General features: G+C 61.8%; 15 protein-coding genes and 1 tRNA gene. 5 read left to right on the forward strand and 11 right to left on the reverse strand.

Translation table 11 applies throughout. The features are described from left to right. On the forward strand, window positions 1-576 hold the full coding sequence (locus tag IG629_RS12755; RefSeq protein WP_193172320.1) for a TIGR04282 family arsenosugar biosynthesis glycosyltransferase: 576 nt from the start codon (window positions 1-3) through the stop codon (window positions 574-576). 7 nt (window positions 577-583) lie between these two features. Here the strand turns inward: IG629_RS12755 and moaB are convergent, their stop codons facing one another. The 3 genes from moaB to IG629_RS12770 all read right to left on the reverse strand — a co-directional run bounded on the left by moaB (window position 584) and on the right by IG629_RS12770 (window position 4,082). Next, entirely contained in the window at window positions 584-1,135 is a 552-nt protein-coding gene (gene moaB / locus IG629_RS12760; protein ID WP_193172321.1) for a molybdenum cofactor biosynthesis protein B, read from the reverse strand. Further along, the gene (locus IG629_RS12765) at window positions 1,122-2,960 is read right to left on the reverse strand and encodes a lytic transglycosylase domain-containing protein (RefSeq protein WP_193172322.1); all 1,839 of its coding nucleotides are present in this window, start codon (window positions 2,958-2,960) and stop codon (window positions 1,122-1,124) included. The genes moaB and IG629_RS12765 overlap by 14 nt, the downstream gene beginning before the upstream one ends. A 264-nt stretch (window positions 2,961-3,224) precedes the next feature. Continuing rightward, entirely contained in the window at window positions 3,225-4,082 is an 858-nt protein-coding gene (locus tag IG629_RS12770; RefSeq protein WP_319025074.1) for a uracil-DNA glycosylase, read from the reverse strand. Window positions 4,083-4,192: 110 nt separating this feature from the next. Here IG629_RS12770 and IG629_RS12775 point away from each other — a divergent pair, with 110 nt between their 5' ends. From IG629_RS12775 to IG629_RS12785, 3 genes are read left to right on the forward strand one after another with little or no spacing between them, the layout of a single operon-like run. Beyond that, a complete protein-coding gene (locus IG629_RS12775) occupies window positions 4,193-5,827 on the forward strand; it encodes an electron transfer flavoprotein-ubiquinone oxidoreductase (protein ID WP_193172323.1) in 1,635 nt (544 codons plus the stop codon). A gap of 54 nt (window positions 5,828-5,881) precedes the next feature. Then, window positions 5,882-7,618 (forward strand): tetratricopeptide repeat protein, encoded by a 1,737-nt coding sequence (locus IG629_RS12780; RefSeq protein ID WP_193172324.1) that lies wholly within the window; start codon window positions 5,882-5,884, stop codon window positions 7,616-7,618. After that, the gene (locus IG629_RS12785) at window positions 7,611-8,519 is read left to right on the forward strand and encodes a 4-(cytidine 5'-diphospho)-2-C-methyl-D-erythritol kinase (RefSeq protein ID WP_193172325.1); all 909 of its coding nucleotides are present in this window, start codon (window positions 7,611-7,613) and stop codon (window positions 8,517-8,519) included. Before IG629_RS12780 ends, IG629_RS12785 begins: the two co-directional genes overlap by 8 nt. Here IG629_RS12785 and IG629_RS22955 read toward each other — a convergent pair. The 3 genes from IG629_RS22955 to IG629_RS12800 form a co-directional block, all read right to left on the reverse strand. Then, window positions 8,516-10,846, reverse strand: coding sequence for a peptidoglycan-binding protein (locus IG629_RS22955; protein WP_193172326.1), 2,331 nt, complete (start codon window positions 10,844-10,846; stop codon window positions 8,516-8,518). The genes IG629_RS12785 and IG629_RS22955 overlap by 4 nt on opposite strands. Before the next feature lie 131 nt (window positions 10,847-10,977). Further along, window positions 10,978-11,844, reverse strand: coding sequence for a hypothetical protein (locus tag IG629_RS12795; protein ID WP_193172327.1), 867 nt, complete (start codon window positions 11,842-11,844; stop codon window positions 10,978-10,980). 176 nt (window positions 11,845-12,020) lie between these two features. Beyond that, window positions 12,021-12,437: a hypothetical protein gene (locus IG629_RS12800; RefSeq protein ID WP_193172328.1), complete on the reverse strand. Its 417-nt coding sequence runs from the start codon at window positions 12,435-12,437 to the stop codon at window positions 12,021-12,023. Between the two features lie 124 nt (window positions 12,438-12,561). On the opposite strand from IG629_RS12800, the gene IG629_RS12805 reads away from it, so the two are divergent. Then, window positions 12,562-12,636, forward strand: a tRNA-Gln gene (locus IG629_RS12805). A 45-nt stretch (window positions 12,637-12,681) separates the two neighbouring features. On the opposite strand, the gene IG629_RS12810 is transcribed toward IG629_RS12805, so the two are convergent. The 5 genes from IG629_RS12810 to IG629_RS12830 all read right to left on the reverse strand — a co-directional run bounded on the left by IG629_RS12810 (window position 12,682) and on the right by IG629_RS12830 (window position 16,443). Next, on the reverse strand, window positions 12,682-13,449 hold the full coding sequence (locus tag IG629_RS12810; RefSeq protein ID WP_319025075.1) for a class I SAM-dependent methyltransferase: 768 nt from the start codon (window positions 13,447-13,449) through the stop codon (window positions 12,682-12,684). A 97-nt stretch (window positions 13,450-13,546) separates the two neighbouring features. Further along, entirely contained in the window at window positions 13,547-14,380 is an 834-nt protein-coding gene (locus IG629_RS12815) for an MBL fold metallo-hydrolase (RefSeq protein WP_319025076.1), read from the reverse strand. Window positions 14,381-14,495: 115 nt separating this feature from the next. Continuing rightward, entirely contained in the window at window positions 14,496-15,185 is a 690-nt protein-coding gene (locus IG629_RS12820) for a response regulator transcription factor (protein WP_028466194.1), read from the reverse strand. Window positions 15,186-15,254: 69 nt separating this feature from the next. After that, window positions 15,255-15,560: a DUF427 domain-containing protein gene (locus IG629_RS12825; RefSeq protein WP_193172331.1), complete on the reverse strand. Its 306-nt coding sequence runs from the start codon at window positions 15,558-15,560 to the stop codon at window positions 15,255-15,257. A gap of 13 nt (window positions 15,561-15,573) precedes the next feature. Continuing rightward, the gene (locus tag IG629_RS12830) at window positions 15,574-16,443 is read right to left on the reverse strand and encodes an alpha/beta hydrolase (protein ID WP_193172332.1); all 870 of its coding nucleotides are present in this window, start codon (window positions 16,441-16,443) and stop codon (window positions 15,574-15,576) included. Window positions 16,444-16,453: the final 10 nt, after the last annotated feature.

Here is a 16,453-nt window from a genome sequence, read left to right on the forward strand (position 1 = left end):
ATGGCGCACAGGACCCTCATCATCTTCGCGAAAACGCCGCGCCAGGGGCTGGTGAAAAGCCGTCTGGCCCGAGACATCGGCGCCGGTGCCGCAACCCGGTGGTACCGGCAGAACCTTGCCGCAACCCTGCGGCGGCTCGGCCTCACTAAACGCTGGGAGTGCCGCATCATCGCGGCCCCGCACCACGCCGCCGCCTGGCCCTGGCCGAAGCCCTGGCGGTTCAGCCACCAGGCCCGCGGCGATCTCGGCCAGAGGATGCTCAAGGCGCTCCGCAGCGCGACCAAGGGCCCGACAGTACTAATTGGCAGCGATATACCGGGGATCGAGCCGCAGCACATCGCAGCGGCCTTCAGCGCGCTTGAGCGGAACGATGCGGTGTTCGGGCCTTCCGCCGATGGCGGCTACTGGCTGGTCGGCTTCTCGCCACTCTATCGCGGTAACCCGTTCACGGATGTCCGATGGTCAACCGAATGGGCGCTTGAGGATACGCTGGCCGGGTTCCGGCCCGGGACCATGATCGGCTTCGCTGCGGAAATGCGGGATGTGGACGAGGCGTCGGACCTTCCGGCAGCCTAGAGCGGCGTCAGGCCGAGCGCCCGAACAGCTCATGCTCACGCAGGCGCGGCATGATCTCGACGAAATTGCAGGGCCGGAACCGGATATCCAGCTGATTGGCCAGGATATCGTCCCAGGCATCCTTGCAGGCACCGGTAGAACCCGGCAGGGCAAAGAGATAGGTACCCCGGGTAACACCTGCGATGGCCCGTGACTGGATGGTCGAGGTGCCGATCTTCTGGAAGCTGAGCCAGCGGAACAGCTCCCCGAAGCCTTCGATTTCCTTCTCGAAGACAGAGCGGAAGGCTTCCGGCGTCACGTCACGGCCGGTCAACCCTGTGCCGCCGGTCGAGATCACCACGTCGATGCCGTCATCCTCGATCCAGGAGGTCAGCTGGCCGGAAATTGCCGGAACGTCATCCGTCACGATCTTCCGGTCCGCAAGGATGTGGCCTGCATCGGTCAGACGCTTGACCAGCGTATCGCCGGACCGGTCGTTTTCGAGATTTCTTGTGTCTGAAACCGTCAGGACCGCGATGTGAACGGGAACGAACGGACGGGACTCGTCAATTCCGGGCATGTTTCGGACCGCCAGGCTGCTGCGAAATGTCTATCGACTCATAACGCGGCCAGGATCCGGCGGCAATGTGATCCAGCGACGGCGCCGGCTGGCCGAGACGCAGCCGGTACATCCACAGATTGGTCAGAACCCGCTCGATGAATTCGCGCGTCTCATGCCGCGGGATAGATTCGATGAACAGCAGCGGATCTTCCTTGAAATCGATCTTCCGCGTCCATTTCCGGAGCGTGCCGGGGCCCGCATTGTAGGCCGCCAGAAGCTGGAACAGGCCTTCATTGACGCTGTCCTGCTTTAAAAGGTGGCCGACATATTCCTGTCCGAGCTTCAGGTTGAGGGACGGATCCATCAATGCCTTGCGGCCATCCCGGCTGCGGAAACTGCGATCATTGGCAACGAAGGCTGCCGTACGCGGCATGATCTGCATGACGCCGATCGCCCCGCGCCCGCTGCGCGCCGTCGCGCTGAACTTCGATTCCTGACGGGCGATGGCATAAATCAGCGCCTTGTCGATACCGGCGATGGAATCGAGCTGCCAGTCGGGCAGAGGATAGAAGGCTGCATAGTAGGGCCGGTCGCCCCGCGCCTTAAGGATACCGGCGATTCGCATGGCAAGACCCGGCATGCCATTGCCGGCCGCAATCGTCATGATCGCGCCATGCATGAAGTCCGGGAGAACTGGGTAGAGGCGCCGCAGCTCCTTTTCCGCAAGGTCGGTGCGGCCGACCTGCAGAAGGGCAAAGGTGCGCTGGCCGCCCCGGGAATTCAGCAACGCGTCCTGAGTGTCCTCGTCCAGCTCCGGCAGGGTCCAGTCGAGCGGCATGTCGATACCGAGCGCCCGTCGCGCCAGCAGACCGTAGAAGGTTGCCGAATGGGTTGCGGCCTGGGCCAGCCAGAGCGTCGCCTGCCTTGGGCGCCGTTCGGCAAGATGCGCGCGCGATGCCCAATAGGCACCAGCGGCCTTCACCCAGCGCGACACGTCAGGTGCGCGGGCAAGGGATTCGAAATGTTGGGACGCCTCGTCGTGCCGGCCTTCACGCCAGAGCGCGAGACCCGCTGTCCAGTGCGCAGTCGGGATCAGGCCTTCAGAAACCTCAATGCTTTCGACAGCGTAACGAATGGCTTTATCGTCGACATTGAAGACGAAATAGCCATGCGCGATCTCTGCCAGCGCGTGAGCGCGGTCCGTGCCGCGAAGGGAGCGCCCGGCCTTGGAATTAAGATATTTTACCCCACCCGTTGGGTATCCATTGCGAACGAAGCGCCGGATTTCCCTGATGACCCGGCGTCCTTGACGGGACACCTTGGGGCCGTGGCGGGACAGATGCTGCTGCGGCTCGACCGCGCCATTCACCTGCGATGCCCCACTGCCGTTCAGATAGCCCTTCTGCGGGCGAGCAGGCGCTTTCCAGTTTTTCGGCTTCCGGCGCAGGGCCAGCCGATAGATCTTGCGGGCTCCCGGATGGTCCGCGTAATGCGCCATCCAGTTTTTCAGCTCCTTGTAGGTGGAGCGATAGGCCGTCGGGTGCATGTAACGCTGATAGAGCACGTGCCCCATCAGGACGCGGCTCTCAAGCGCCGCGATCAGCTTGTCGGCAGCACTCCAGTTTCCGGCTTCCTGAAGAGTGAAGATGGCCTGATACCGCTCGGCATCCAGCGCGCTGACAATATCGTAGCGGACGCGCGGTACCACAGGGTCCGTTTCAAGAACACCAAGCGCGGAGGCGCGCGACGGCATTGCGTCATCGCGAGCCGCAGCAGCAACAGGTCCGGTATGTATCGAAATCGCCGCGGCAATGCCAAGGATCGCACCCGCGATCAACGACATTGAAAACCACTTGAACAGGCGAGTATTCGGTTTCACAACTTCGCTCATGACCACGCTAAGTAGGCCATGCGGGCACCAATCTCAAGCAGCGATTTCGCTGAACGCATGCGTGTCAATTACCACAACTACTTAAATATCAACTTTGATGTAAAGAGTGAATACACGGTAATACCTTAAATGATATCAATAATTTACAAGGTAAATATAATATTAATAGAGCAGGCAAGACTTTCTCATCAAATTGTTTAAATTAATCACTCTAATTTATTGAATAATTTGCCTTATTGTCAATAAATCACGCCATGCCAGCGCCTTCTGACCGGCCGACCGGAGCAGGAAGGCAGGGTGAAACAGCGGCACCGCCGGTAACGGTTGTTCGAGACCCGGATCCGAGAATTCGAAACGCCGGCCACGCAGACGCATGATGCCCTGACGCTGGTCCAGCAGGGTTTTCGCCGCTGTCCCTCCGACTGGAACGATAATACGGGGGCGGACAAGCGCTATATGCCGCCGGATGAAAGGCAGGCAGATCGCGATTTCGGCGGCGGTCGGCTCCCGGTTCCCCGGCGGGCGCCAGGGCAGAATATTGGTGATATAGGCGTTTTCAGCCCTATCCAGACCGATCGACGCCATCATCCGGTCAAGCAAGCGGCCACTGGCGCCGACAAAGGGGCGGCCCTGCCGGTCTTCGTCAGCGCCGGGTGCCTCGCCGATGAACATGACATCGGGCGTCTCGACACCTTCGCCGAACACAAGGTTGGTGGCTGTTACCTTGAGCGGGAACCCCTCAAGGCTTTCCAGTGCCGCCCGCAATTCGTCGAGGGACTGGGCGGCAGCGGCAAGCGCGCTGGCTGCTTTATCTGTCGCCGGCTCGGCGCCTGACGTCTGCGCCCGTGGCCCGGCCTGTGCCGGGGCGCCTGACACCTGCGCCCGGGCGTGCGCTGCAGGCGGGGCCGACACCGGGGCGCTTTCGGCCCGGGACACAGGAGCTGGAGCTGCCGCCTCGGACGCCGCGAACCAGTTGGTTTCGGCAGCGCTGATCGCCTCGTCAGCGCCCATCTCGACATACCATTCGAGCAGCGCCTCATGCGGCATTACGTTCTGTTCCGGCGATAAGCCCACGTGATCCGTTCCTTCAATCTTGCCGCACAGCCTCTCGCGTCGCTTGTCGCGACAAAACAGCTGTGCCAAGTAAGACAGTAACCTGTGTAAGAAACGATTTGGAGAGGTTCATGGAACGCGAGTCGATGGAATACGACGTCGTGATCGTCGGAGCCGGCCCCTCCGGCCTGTCGGCCGCCATTCGGCTGCGCCAGCTCAGTGCGGAGCATGGTCAGGACCTGAGCGTCTGTGTGCTGGAAAAAGGCTCGGAGGTCGGCGCCCACATTCTGTCCGGCGCCGTCATGGAGCCGCGGGCGATGGCAGAGCTGTTCCCGGACTGGCAGGAGCGCGGCGCGCCCTTGAACACGCCGGTGACCCAGGACCGGTTCATGTTCCTCACCCGCAACTCCGGCATCCAGATGCCCTGCCCGCCGCAGATGAACAATCACGGCAATTACATCGTCAGCCTCGGGAATGTCTGCCGCTGGCTGGCCGAGCAGGCCGAGGCGCTGGGCGTCGAGATCTATCCGGGCTTTGCCGCCGCCGAAGTGCTCTATGACGAGAATGGCGCCGTGCGCGGTGTCGCCACCGGCGACATGGGCATCGGCAAGGATGGCGAGCAAACCGCGAACTACACCCAGGGCATTGAGCTGCATGCCAAGCAGACGCTGTTCGCCGAAGGCGTGCGCGGATCGCTGACCAAGACACTATTCGAGCGCTTCGATTTGCGTGAGGGCGTCGACCCACAGACTTATGGACTTGGCATCAAGGAGCTCTGGGAGGTCGATCCTGCCGTGCACCAGCAGGGTCTGGTGGTGCATACCGTCGGCTGGCCAGTGGACGGCAAGACCTATGGCGGCTCCTTCCTCTATCATCTGGAAAATAACCAGGTGGCGGTCGGCTATGTGATCGGTCTCGATTACGAGAACCCGCATCTGAGCCCGTTCGAGGAATTCCAGCGCTACAAGACGCATCCGAAGATCCGCCCCTTCTTCGAGGGTGCCCGGCGGATATCCTACGGTGCGCGCGCCATCAACGAAGGCGGCTTCCAATCGATCCCGAAGATCACTTTCCCGGGCGGCGCCATCCTTGGCTGCTCGGCAGGTTTCCTGAACGTGCCGAAGATCAAGGGCTCGCACACGGCGATGAAGTCCGGCATGACGGCGGCCGAAGCCCTGTTCGACACCATGAAGGACGGTGCCGGAGCCGGTTTGGAAATCTCCGATTACCGCACCCGGATGGAATCAAGCTGGGTCTGGGACGAGCTGAAGGCGGTGCGTAATATCCGCCCGGGCTTCAAGGCCGGCTTCCTGATGGGCATGGCAAATGCCGGGGTCGAGACCCTGTTCAAGGGCAAGAGCCCCTGGACCCTGCACCATCACCATGACCATGAAAGCCTGCGTCCGGCGGCGCAGTGCGAGAAGATCGCCTATCCGAAGCCTGACGGAAAGGTGAGTTTCGACCGACTCTCCTCCGTGTTCCTATCGAACACGAACCATGAGGAAAACCAGCCGGCGCACCTCACCCTGAAAGACCCGAGCGTCCCGGTCGAGTACAACCTCGCGCTCTACGACGCTCCGGAGCAGCGCTATTGCCCGGCAGGCGTGTACGAGATCATGCGGGACGACGACGGCTCGAACCCGAGACTGCAGATCAACGCGCAGAACTGCGTGCACTGCAAGACCTGCGATATCAAGGATCCGACCCAGAATATCAACTGGGTGGTGCCGGAAGGCGGCGGCGGTCCGAACTATCCGAACATGTGACCGGCTGAATACACGAACGCGGAACGGCGACAAGCCGGAGACGGAGGCAACCGAATGACTGGATCAGGATCGCGAAAAGGAGCCGCCACGCTTGCGGTTCTGGCGGCTCTGTCTCTTTCCGCCTGTGCCGGAATGGGGTCGGGTGGGCCGGGTGCGCTGCCTGATGTCCCCATCCGCGATACTGTCTCCGGAGACTATCTGAACGCCCTGCATGCCTACCGAAACAGCGACCTCAGTGCCGCCGCCCAGAACTTCGCGGCGGTGCTTGAGGCCGATCCCGGCAATCCCGGATTGATGCAGCGGACCTTCCTGGCGAAAGTCGTGGACGGGCGGACGGACGAAGCCCTGGACCTGGCGGAAGAGTTGGTCAAACGTGAGGGCGGGAATGCTTTCGGACGGCTCGCACTCGCACTCACGGCCCTGAAACAGAGCGATTACGATGGTGCCCGCCGGCACCTCGATGCACTCGCGGAATCCCGTCTGACCCAGATTCTGCGCCCGTTATTGCTCGCCTGGGTCGAAGCCGGGACCGGAAATTGGCAGGCCTCCGATGCCAATCTCGACCGGATCCGGAAACAGGGTGGTTTCGGCCTGCTCGCTGAGCTCCACGCGGGTTACATCGCCGCGCTGAAAGGCGACTTCGAAGCCCTCGACACGGCCTTCAAGGCAGCACTGAAGGCTATGGACCGCCCGCCGGCGCGTCTGCGGATAGGCGCGGCATTGCATTACGCGAAACTGGGCCGCGTCGACATGGCCCGGGAAATTCTGGCGGCCGGCGATCTGTCGGACCAGAACATGACGGCTCTTTCAACGGCACTGTTCGCCGCAGAAGCCGGGCAGGAAGCCAAGGGTCTTGTCTCAAACGCCAGCGATGGCGTCGCGGAAGCACTCTTCGATATCGCCAGCGCCCTGCAACGGGACCGTGGCAGCGAGATCGCGCTGATTTATGCTCGCTTCGCGCTCTATATGCGGCCGGACTTCCCGCTTGCCCGGCTGCTTGTGGGCGAAATCCTCGACGATCGCGGACGGCACGGCGATGCCTTGAAGATCTATGCCGGCATCGGCCAGGACTCCATCTATCACATGATGGCCCGCCTCCGGTCCGCTTCCGCCTACGACGCCGAAGGCGACCGGGACAGTGCCCTCTCCGTCCTGCAGGAGCTGGCAAGGATCTACCCGGACAACGGCACGATCCTTGTCCGCCTGGCCGATACGTTGCGGGCGGGAGAAGACTGGGAAGCGGCGATTACAGCCTATGACGAGGCCTTCGCCAAACTCGGCCAAGCCGCGACGCAGGACTGGACGCTCTACTACACACGGGGCATCGCGCTCGAACGGGCGAAGAAATGGGAGCGTGCGGAATCCGATTTTCTGACTGCCCTGAAGCTCGCGCCGGAGCAGCCCTATGTCATGAATTACCTCGGCTATTCATGGGTCGAACAGGGCCTCAACCTCAAAGAAGCGCAGACTCTGATAGAGCGCGCCGTCCAGCAGCGCCCGGATGACGGCTATATCGTAGACAGCCTCGGCTGGGTCCTCTACCGCACCGGCCAGCACAAGGAAGCGGTCCCCCACCTTGAACGCGCCGTTCAGCTCCGGCCGGGCGATGCCGTCATAAACGATCATCTCGGCGATGCCTATTGGCAGGTTGGACGCCGCCGCGAGGCCGCCTATCAATGGCGCCGCTCGCTGGAAATGGGCCCGGATCCAGAGTTGGCCGCTCAGCTCGAACGGAAACTCCGCGACGGCATAACTTCGGAAACGGACAAACACTCGTCGAGCAATGGCTGAGACAGGCTATTCCGCCACCCTGATTGCTCCCGCCAAGATCAATCTCAGCCTGACCGTTCTGGGCAGGCGTGACGACGGCTTTCACGATTTGATCAGCCTGGTTGCCTTCGCGGACCTGCATGACAGGCTTTCTGTCACGCTGTCAGAGACCGGGTCCGACCAGCTCACGGTAGCCGGCCCCTTTGCCGGAAGCCTGGACCGGGACAATCTCGTCCTGAAGGCGATCTCGGCCTTCCGCAAAGAGATCGGGCCGGTTCCACCGCTCTCGATCACGCTGCACAAGGCCATACCCGTTGCCGCCGGGCTTGGCGGAGGATCGGCCGACGCGGCAGCGATCCTGCGACTGCTGGCCAGGGAACACGGCCTGACCACCATGGCTCCGTCCATTCAGGCGATTGCCGCCGGGCTCGGCGCGGATATTCCGGTCTGCCTCGACTCCCGGTGCAGGTACATGCGCGGCACCGGAACGACCCTTGATCCTGAAGAAAGCGGGTTTGCCCGCTATCCGGCTCTGCTGGTCAATCCGGGGGTTGCTGTCCCCACCGGAGCCGTATTCGGGGCATTGGCCGCGGAGCAGAAAGCCGGCAGGGACATTTCGGGCCCGCGCAGCCTTGCAGAGGATATCGTCACCGGTAGAAACGATCTCGAAGCGCCCGCTGTCGCGGTGGCACCAGAGATAGGTCCTGTATTGAGCGCATTGTCGGACCTGCCGGGCGCACTCGGCGCACGTCTTTCCGGCAGTGGCGCCACCTGCTTCGCGCTTTTTGAGACTGACAGTGAGCGGGACCGGGCGGCGGAGCGGTTCCGGCAAACCTATCCAGCGTACTGGCTCCATGCGGGCGCACTCAGGAACTGGGAAATGGATTCCCTGTTTCCGCAGACTCCGGCTTTTTCCGGCTAAGGCTTGGCCGTTTTCAGCGTCTCGAGCAGAACAGCCGTCGCCTCACCGCTTTCTTCCAGTCCGGCTGATTGCTCAAAGGCCCGGATCGCCGCCCGGGTCTTCGGACCCATCAGTCCGTCAATGCTGCCGGAATAAAGTCCAAGACGGGCGAGCTCTCCCTGAATCTCGGCGACAATGGCAGCCGGTGCGTCAACAGTCGTGCGCACACCGTCCGCACCGTTCAAGGCTGCCCCGCCTTCGCTTGACGTCTCACCGCTGCCCGAGAGCATTTCGATGGCCCGCTGGTCGCCAGCTTCTGCTGCGGCGCCGAACAGCTCGAGGGCCTTCTTCTTGTCCTGCGTCACGCCGAGACCCTCGTCGGTCATCACGGCAAGATTATAGAGCGCGCGTGCCATACCCTGCTTGGCGGCGGCCTGAAACCATCGGGCGGCTTCCCCGAAATTCAACGGTATACCCCGGCCCTCGGCATACATTACGCCGAGATTGTACTGTGCGTTCGGATGCCCTTGCTCGGCGGCGCTATGATACCAGAGCAGAGCCCGGACATCGTCCTGCCGGACGCCCTGTCCCGTTTCATACAGCACGGCCAGATTGTACTGCGCGCCAGGCAAGCCCTGGATCGCAGCTTCCCGCAAGAGTTCTGCGGCCAGCTCGGGGTTTTCCGTGCCCGCCGCGCCGGTCAGATAGGCCAGGGCAAGATCGTGCTGAGCCTTTGCGTCGCCGGCATCGGCACGCTGCTCAAGGGATTGCCGCTCTCCTTGCTGCAACCCGCTTTCAGACGGCGCGGATGCCCCCGTATCGACCGGCTCACGCGCGGGCGGGGCCGGTAATGCGGGAGCGGGCGGCGGCGCCTCGGAAACTTTTGGCGCGGGTGCCGCGTCGGGCACCGGTACCGGCAGTTCGCTTGGCGCCGGGGTTGGAGCGATCCCAACCGCGGGTGGTGGTGCGGTCTCTTCAACCGGCGCCAACGCGGCCGTTTCTGGCTCCACTGGTGCCGGTTCCGCGATTTGCGCTGCATCCATGTCGTCGCTGGACGGCGCAGAATCCGCCTTCTGACCGGTGTTCTCGGATGCGCCGGAGATCTCCCCGCTGGCGGGTTGATCGGGCTGCGCAGGCTCAACGGGAGGAATTGCTTCAACCACATCGTCCATGGCCTTTTCCGGCGCAGGAACCTCCGGCTGATCGGCTCCAAACAACGTTGTCTTGGCCTGCTCGATCATCGGAGCAATATGTGCCGTCGTCTCTTCCCAGAGATGTGCCGTTCCTTCAGCGATCTGATGTGCTGCAGGCTTCAGGCGGCTGTCCAGGTCCTGCCGCAGCTGGCCGAGCCCGAGCTGGCCGGCAAAAACGTAGAGACCAACCGCTGAGGCAACAGCAAGTCCGGTTGTTCCCAGAAAAAACCTTCGAAGCCTGCGGCGGCTTCGGCGACGCGCGTCCCGCGTAACGTCATCGGCCGCTGCAACGGAATCAGAGTCGAAGCTGCTTTGTTGCAACCCGCGGAACGCCATCGGGAGCTCAAGCTCGGGCTCAGGCGCCGGAGCCTCAATGACAATTTCCGCCGGTCCAAGATCGCCCGTCGGCGGCGGCGGTTCGGTGTCTACCGCATCGACGGCGTCGACCTCACCGGCAAGCGCCCGCAAGCGGCGGTCTATCTCGCGTGCCCGGTCCGTCTCTTCAGTGGGAAGCATCGGCACATCGAGGCTGTCGAAATCGGGAGCAAGATCATGAGACGGTGGAGGCGGCGCCTGATCCTCTTCCGGCGGCGCAGAGTAGGTTTCCGGGTCCTGTCTTTCGGGTTCCGGCTCTTCAGGAACCTCACCGGGCACTTCATCGAATGCCTGCGGTGGCAGTTCCGGGCCGAAATCATCGTCGGCCATCTCATCCGGCCCAAGGGCCTCGGCACTTTCAAGCTGATGCCTGTCGGGTGTGGAGCCGATCTGTGCCTGATCCAGCTTGTTTTGCTCAACGGATACCATCCGCTCGGCCAGATCGAGCAGGGCAAGGCCCATCGGGCGCAGGGCCCGATCGAGCCGACTGGTCGATGCGTCTAGCTCCCGGTCGATGATATCGAGCACAGTCTTGTCCGTAAGGCCCGGCGCAGACGGCTGGGTACTCGCATTCTGGCTTACTGTGTCTGTCGGCGCGGCTTTTGTGACCGCCTCGTCGTCAGTGCCGGTTTCACGCGGTCGCTGTCCGCCATGAACACGGATCGCGTAATCGATCCAGGAGCCAATGGTCTGTTCATCCCGTTCAGCCGCAGCACGAGCGATATCACGGGTATCTTCCTCGATCCCCTTGATGCTCCATGTTGTCGGCTTACGAACCACCGGCACTCCTCACGTTGCTGGCCTCACGGTGCGGGATGTGCGGGTTCACGGAAAACAGCCCGAGTAGTGGTCCGTCCCGACCCGCCTAACCTATCGCTTTTATTCAATTTATACAGTTCCGGCAGGTAGCGCTACCCACGACGGAAGAGGCGGGAGAAGAAACCACGGCCACGCCGGGAGCCGGGCAGGACGGTTTGCTCGACCCGGCCCAACCGTTCCGACAAGCGCATCACAGCGCGTTCTATGGGCGCCGTTGAAAAAGACGCCTCGCCCTCCGCAATCATCGCAGGCTTGGCATCGATCCGGTCAATCTCGGCGGTAAGGGCCTCGATCTTGGCAAGGACAGGCTCGAAACGGGCAAGCGTCTTGTCTTCGACTGCGTTGATCCGCTGTTGCAGGTCACGGAGCCGGCCCTCAAGGGAATCGACACGCTTTTCCATCGCCTCTGCCTCTTCGCGAGACAAGCCGGCCGGCTGAGGGGCGGGTACTGGCATTTGCTGTGGTTGCGGCATCGGCGGCGGATAACCGGCATGTGCGGGGACAGGGGGCGCGGCTACCGGTGCTGCCGGCATCGGCGGCGCAGCAACTGTCTGCGGCGGATGCTGGGCATTGCGGAACTGCCATGGATAGCCAGCGGATGCATTGGCGACCATCCCCTTGTCGACCGCATCTTCGGCAACGCTCCATTGCCCGCGTCCGAACGCAAAGCGTGGATCGACCGATCCACTGCGCCGCCGGTCCTGAGATGGATGCTCCCCGGGGTGACGATCCTGCGGGGACTGTTCGTGCTGCCTCGGTGCCTGCGTCTGCTGATGATCGTCATCGGAGCGAGCCTGTTCGGCTGCGTGATCTGGCGCAGGCGCTTCTTCGGAGGCGAGGCGAATCTGCTCACTCAGCCAGACACCGATCGGCACGCCCGCTTTACGGGCCGCGATCTTCGCAACCTCGCGGTCTTCCGCCGAGATACCTTTTACGCTCCAGGGGGATTTACCTGACAACCGACACCCTGCCTTTATCTTGTTTCGGAGGCCGGGCCACCGACATGGTCACCAAAGGATCGGAAAAATACCAAAGGTTACCCGGTAAGGCAAGGGTTTCCATGTACTACGGGTTGTGCGAAGGCCCGAATATGACCGACACTTCCGACCGGACATACATTGGGCGGGAGTGCGAGCTACCAGCCATCCAGGCGGCGCGGATCAGCCTGCTCTGCCTGTTGCTCGACCTGAGGCGCCGGGCCGTCCTCAACTTTCTCCTCGATACGCGTCAGGCGCCGGGAAAGCCGTTCGATAATATCCTGCAATGGGCCGACCATATGCGCGACGCGCTCTTCAGAATCATAGACCTTGGCTCGTACTGCTTCGCGCACGGCCTCGGCATCCATTTCCGCAGAACCTGATAGGGAGACTTCGTCAGCAGCCGGCACAATCTCCGGTGCGGCGTCTGAGCCTTGATCCGGGCCAACATCCCGGATTGCCCGGCTGACCCATTCTCCGATGGTCATGCCTTGCTGGGCCGCTGCCTTTTTCGCGATTTCCCGCGCTTCGGGCGACACGCCCTTCAGGCTCCACGGCAGGACAGGTTTGGACATGACGATCCTCATCCCCAAAAAGCAAATTAATCAGAGGAGTCTAGCTCTTTCGGATCAAGATGTTAAGGGAGCAGCGCCGAAGCAGTTGCATGGATTTGGGTTTCTGATTATGTTCGCGCCCGATTGGGGCGTAGCCAAGCGGTAAGGCAGCGGTTTTTGGTATCGCCATGCGCAGGTTCGAATCCTGCCGCCCCAGCCATCCCTTAAAATGACCCGACAGACCGACAGCACCCCGCAGCGCGGGCTATTGCTTCTCAAGCCAGAGGCTCGTCTCCAGCGCGCCCGCTTGGAGCGGCAGCCAGGCGAGCTCAGGGGCGCCATCACGGCCGAGCATGCGTGTCCGGGCGTAGTGACTTGAGAAAACCGGCCGAAACCCGCCACCGCTCAACAGAGCCGCCACCAGCAATTGCTCGTTATAGACTCGCCAGTCCCAGGCTTCCGGATAGGGGTCGGGCAGCACAATGTCGTGGATGTGAACCAGCAATCCCGCGGGCAAGGTCGGCAGCAGATGGTTCAGCACCAGATCGACGTCGGAGCCCGGCAGAGCCAGATGGCTTGAATCCAGAAACAGCACGTCACCAGGACCGAGATCCGGCAGGCTCTCACGCGGAACATCCTGGATCGTATGCTCGAGAAAGCGCACACCCGTCCCGGCAAGACTGGCGCGCGGTGCCGGATCGACGCAGGTGATCTCGGTTTCAAGGACGCCATCGCGGACGGCGCGAGCAAGGAAGCGGGTGCTGTGGCCCGAGCCGATCTCGAGAATGCAGGCCGGGCGACGTTCGCGCACGAAGGTGTAGGCAGCCGCACCGTCGAGCCCCGGAAACCAGTCCTGACGCCAGCGCGGCTCCGGTGGTTCCTGGTCACCTATCGCCTGTAGCGCATCCCGGTAGCGTTCAATATCGGCAAGCATTTCGGAAAACGCCGGTAGCGCATCCGTGCCGAAGCGCTCCTCAAGCCAGTCGTACCGACTACCCCGCGACGGAACCGTCGCCGCATACCGGTATGGCACAAAGTAACCCTTTGGTTTTATGCCAAGAATTGTACTTAAGCCCAAATGGAGCCGGCGCCACGCATGGCTCCATTTAATCGATTTTGACTTGGTCATATCAGGGAGTAATCGTCAGGCCTTCGGAGGCCGCTACGGTCCCGGGGCGATGCTCTTCAGCCTGACGGACTATCTCGTCCATTTTCTCGTCCGTGTGACTGGGGTCATGATGGAAGAGAACGAGCTGTTTGACCCCGGCTGCATCGGCCATGCGGACCCCCTCCTGCCAGGTTGAGTGACCCCAGCCGACGAATTTTGGGAATTCCTCATCCGTGTAGCAGGCGTCGTAGATCATCACATCCGCATCCCGGACCAGCCCCAGGATATTCTGGTCGAGTTCACCGGGGCGATGTTCGGTGTCGGTGATGTAGCAGATCGACTTGCCGCCAAAATCGAAGCGATATCCGACAGCACCCTGCGGATGATTGAGCGGCGCTGTCCGTACGGAGATATCCGGCCCGAACGTCAACGTATCGCCAGGGGTAAAATCGTTGAACTCCAACTCCGACTGAAAGATCTCTAGCGGCACCGGAAACAGCGGGGAAGACATCAGTCGCGCAATTACATCGCGCATGCTCGCCCGGCCGCCCAGATGCCCGGACCAGATGCGAAAGACATTGCCCTTCTTGAAAGCGGACGTGAAGAAAGGCAGACCGCCGATATGGTCGAGATGGGAGTGGGTGAAGAGAATATCCGCGTCCACCGGACCGGACTTATCCAGCATCATGCCAAGATTGCGGAGGCCCGTGCCGGCATCGAGTATAAAGACCCGACCGCCACAACGAATTTCAAGACAGGCGGTGTTTCCACCATAGCGCACGAATTCAGGTCCCGGGCAGGCAATGCTTCCACGGGCGCCCCAGATCCGGACAAAAAAATCGGCTCCCGGCGACACAACAGTTCCTAACCCACAATTCAAAGCCGGATATATCAGAGCGGCAAGTCTGCATGAGCCGGGCCAGCGTGAAAAGATTAATTCGGTACAAGCCTCTATTTGGCCTCAAGCGCAGTCAGGGGACCAGTCTGTAGCCGCCTGGATCCGTCACCAGGATTTGCGCATTAGACGGATCGATCTCGATCTTTTGCCGCAGCCGGTAAACGTGGGTTTCCAGCGTATGCGTGGTGACACCGGCATTGTAGCCCCAGACCTCGTTCAACAGTGTCTCACGCTTCACCATGCGTCCGCCGGTCCGATAGAGATACTTGAGGATCGCGGTTTCCTTTTCCGTCAACCGGACCTTCTTGTTCCGGGCCTCGTCGAGCAGCAGCTTGGCGCTCGGCCGAAAACTGTACGGACCGATCGTAAAAAGCGCGTCGTCACTCTGCTCATGCTGCCGCAAATGCGCCCGCATGCGGGCCAGCAGCACGGCAATCTTGAACGGCTTGGTGACATAGTCGTTCGCCCCGGCATCGAGACCGAGAATGGTGTCCGCATCGCCGTCCTGGGCCGTCAACATGACGACTGGCGATTTGACGCCGTTACGCCGGATCAGCCGGCAAACATCGCGCCCGTCCATATCCGGGAGGCCGACATCAAGCAGGATCAGGTCGAAATGCGCCGACTTGACCGCTTCCAGTGCCGCGGCGCCGTTTTCAACAGCGCTGACCACGAATTCCTCGTGCAGCTCCAGCTGCTCGCTCAACGTCACCCGAAGCGCTTCGTCATCCTCGACCAACAGGACTTTCTTACCGTTCACCATCACCAGCCACGACCCGTTGCGTATGTACCAAACCACACTTAAGGAGAAAGAGTGTCGAATACCAGAGGCTTAAACCGGCCCTGTTTCGACCTCTTTCCAGAAACTGACATAGCCGGCAATGCGCTTTGCCTTGCGGCCAGGCTGCGGATAGGACCAGCCCGCGTCCGAGAAAATGCGCGCTCCATCGATGACATCATAGTAGATCGCCTCGCCGCGCCAGGGACACCGCGTCCGCGTACCGGTCTCCCGCAGCAGCTCGAAACGTACGGAATCCGGCGGAAAATAGACACTTCCCTCGACTGTCACGGTGTCCCGCTCCGGCGCCCGGGCAATTTCCGTCTCGCCGAGACGCGCCACCAGAACCTGATCGAACATCGTCGTCCGCCCCTCAAAAAGCCGGTGCCAGAATCAGCCGGAGCATGGCCAGGCAGAGCGGGTGGTGCGGATCGCCGAACGCTTCAAGTGCGGTAAAATGATCGCGATCTGGCAAATCGATACACTCGACCGGCTGCCGTTTCTCCCTCAACGCAGCCGCAAGCTCGTCCCGCTGGCGCAGATATTCCGGCCCCTCGAGCCCACCGACCGTAAGCAGATGAGGCGGCAAGCGCAGCCCGGCAGCATTCGCGTTACGCACCAGCCGGATCGGCGACAATGCGCTCACATCACTTTCAGTGAGAGAAAGTGCGTCGTTCAGATAACAGAGCCGGATCGGCTCCAGATCATGCAGGCCGCTGACAGAGCAAATGCCCTTCAACGTGCCTGCCGCGACTCCCGCCGGGCCACCCATAAGGGCCGAGAGATGACCGCCCGCCGAATGGCCCGCGAGATAGAGGCGGTTTGGATTGCCGCCGAAGCGGGTTGCATTGTCCTTCACCCAGGCAATCGCCGCGCGAATGTCATCGGCGATATCCGCCACCCTCACCTCCGGGCAAAGCCGGTAGCCGACAGAGACGAAATTGATGTCCGCCGCGATGAAAGTCGGTGCCAGAAAATGCGCGATCGACTTGTCGCGCATGTGCCAATAGCCGCCGTGAATGAAGATCAGTACCGGCGCGTCCCGTTTCCCGGCAGGAAAAACATCGACGCACTGGCGTGGATGATCGCCGTAAGGCTGGTCGAGATCGACCGAGAACTGTTTCCGCACATCGGCGCCAGCCGCTTCCCAACGTGCTGAAATCTCAGCACTGTTGGCGACTTTCGCACGATTGTCGTATTCGCGGTCGAGCCCGGCGCGGTCATAGGAATTGAAAAGAGTCATGTCCCGGTCC

Origin of the sequence: Nisaea nitritireducens, from assembly GCF_014904795.1 — a bacterium.
Taxonomy (GTDB): domain Bacteria; phylum Pseudomonadota; class Alphaproteobacteria; order Thalassobaculales; family Thalassobaculaceae; genus Nisaea; species Nisaea nitritireducens.

Excerpts from the sequence above, each read along its gene's own strand:
- IG629_RS12820 (WP_028466194.1), bottom strand. The coding sequence starts at position 15,185 with ATGGTGAACGGTAAGAAAGTCCTGTTGGTCGAGGATGACGAAGCGCTT.
- IG629_RS12765 (WP_193172322.1), bottom strand. The coding sequence starts at position 2,960 with ATGTCGTTGATCGCGGGTGCGATCCTTGGCATTGCCGCGGCGATTTCG.
- IG629_RS12800 (WP_193172328.1), bottom strand. The coding sequence starts at position 12,437 with ATGTCCAAACCTGTCCTGCCGTGGAGCCTGAAGGGCGTGTCGCCCGAA.
- IG629_RS12830 (WP_193172332.1), bottom strand. The coding sequence starts at position 16,443 with ATGACTCTTTTCAATTCCTATGACCGCGCCGGGCTCGACCGCGAATAC.
- IG629_RS12825 (WP_193172331.1), bottom strand. The coding sequence starts at position 15,560 with ATGTTCGATCAGGTTCTGGTGGCGCGTCTCGGCGAGACGGAAATTGCC.
- IG629_RS12785 (WP_193172325.1), top strand. The coding sequence starts at position 7,611 with ATGGCTGAGACAGGCTATTCCGCCACCCTGATTGCTCCCGCCAAGATC.
- IG629_RS12780 (WP_193172324.1), top strand. The coding sequence starts at position 5,882 with ATGACTGGATCAGGATCGCGAAAAGGAGCCGCCACGCTTGCGGTTCTG.
- IG629_RS12755 (WP_193172320.1), top strand. The coding sequence starts at position 1 with ATGGCGCACAGGACCCTCATCATCTTCGCGAAAACGCCGCGCCAGGGG.
- moaB (WP_193172321.1), bottom strand. The coding sequence starts at position 1,135 with ATGCCCGGAATTGACGAGTCCCGTCCGTTCGTTCCCGTTCACATCGCG.
- IG629_RS12775 (WP_193172323.1), top strand. The coding sequence starts at position 4,193 with ATGGAACGCGAGTCGATGGAATACGACGTCGTGATCGTCGGAGCCGGC.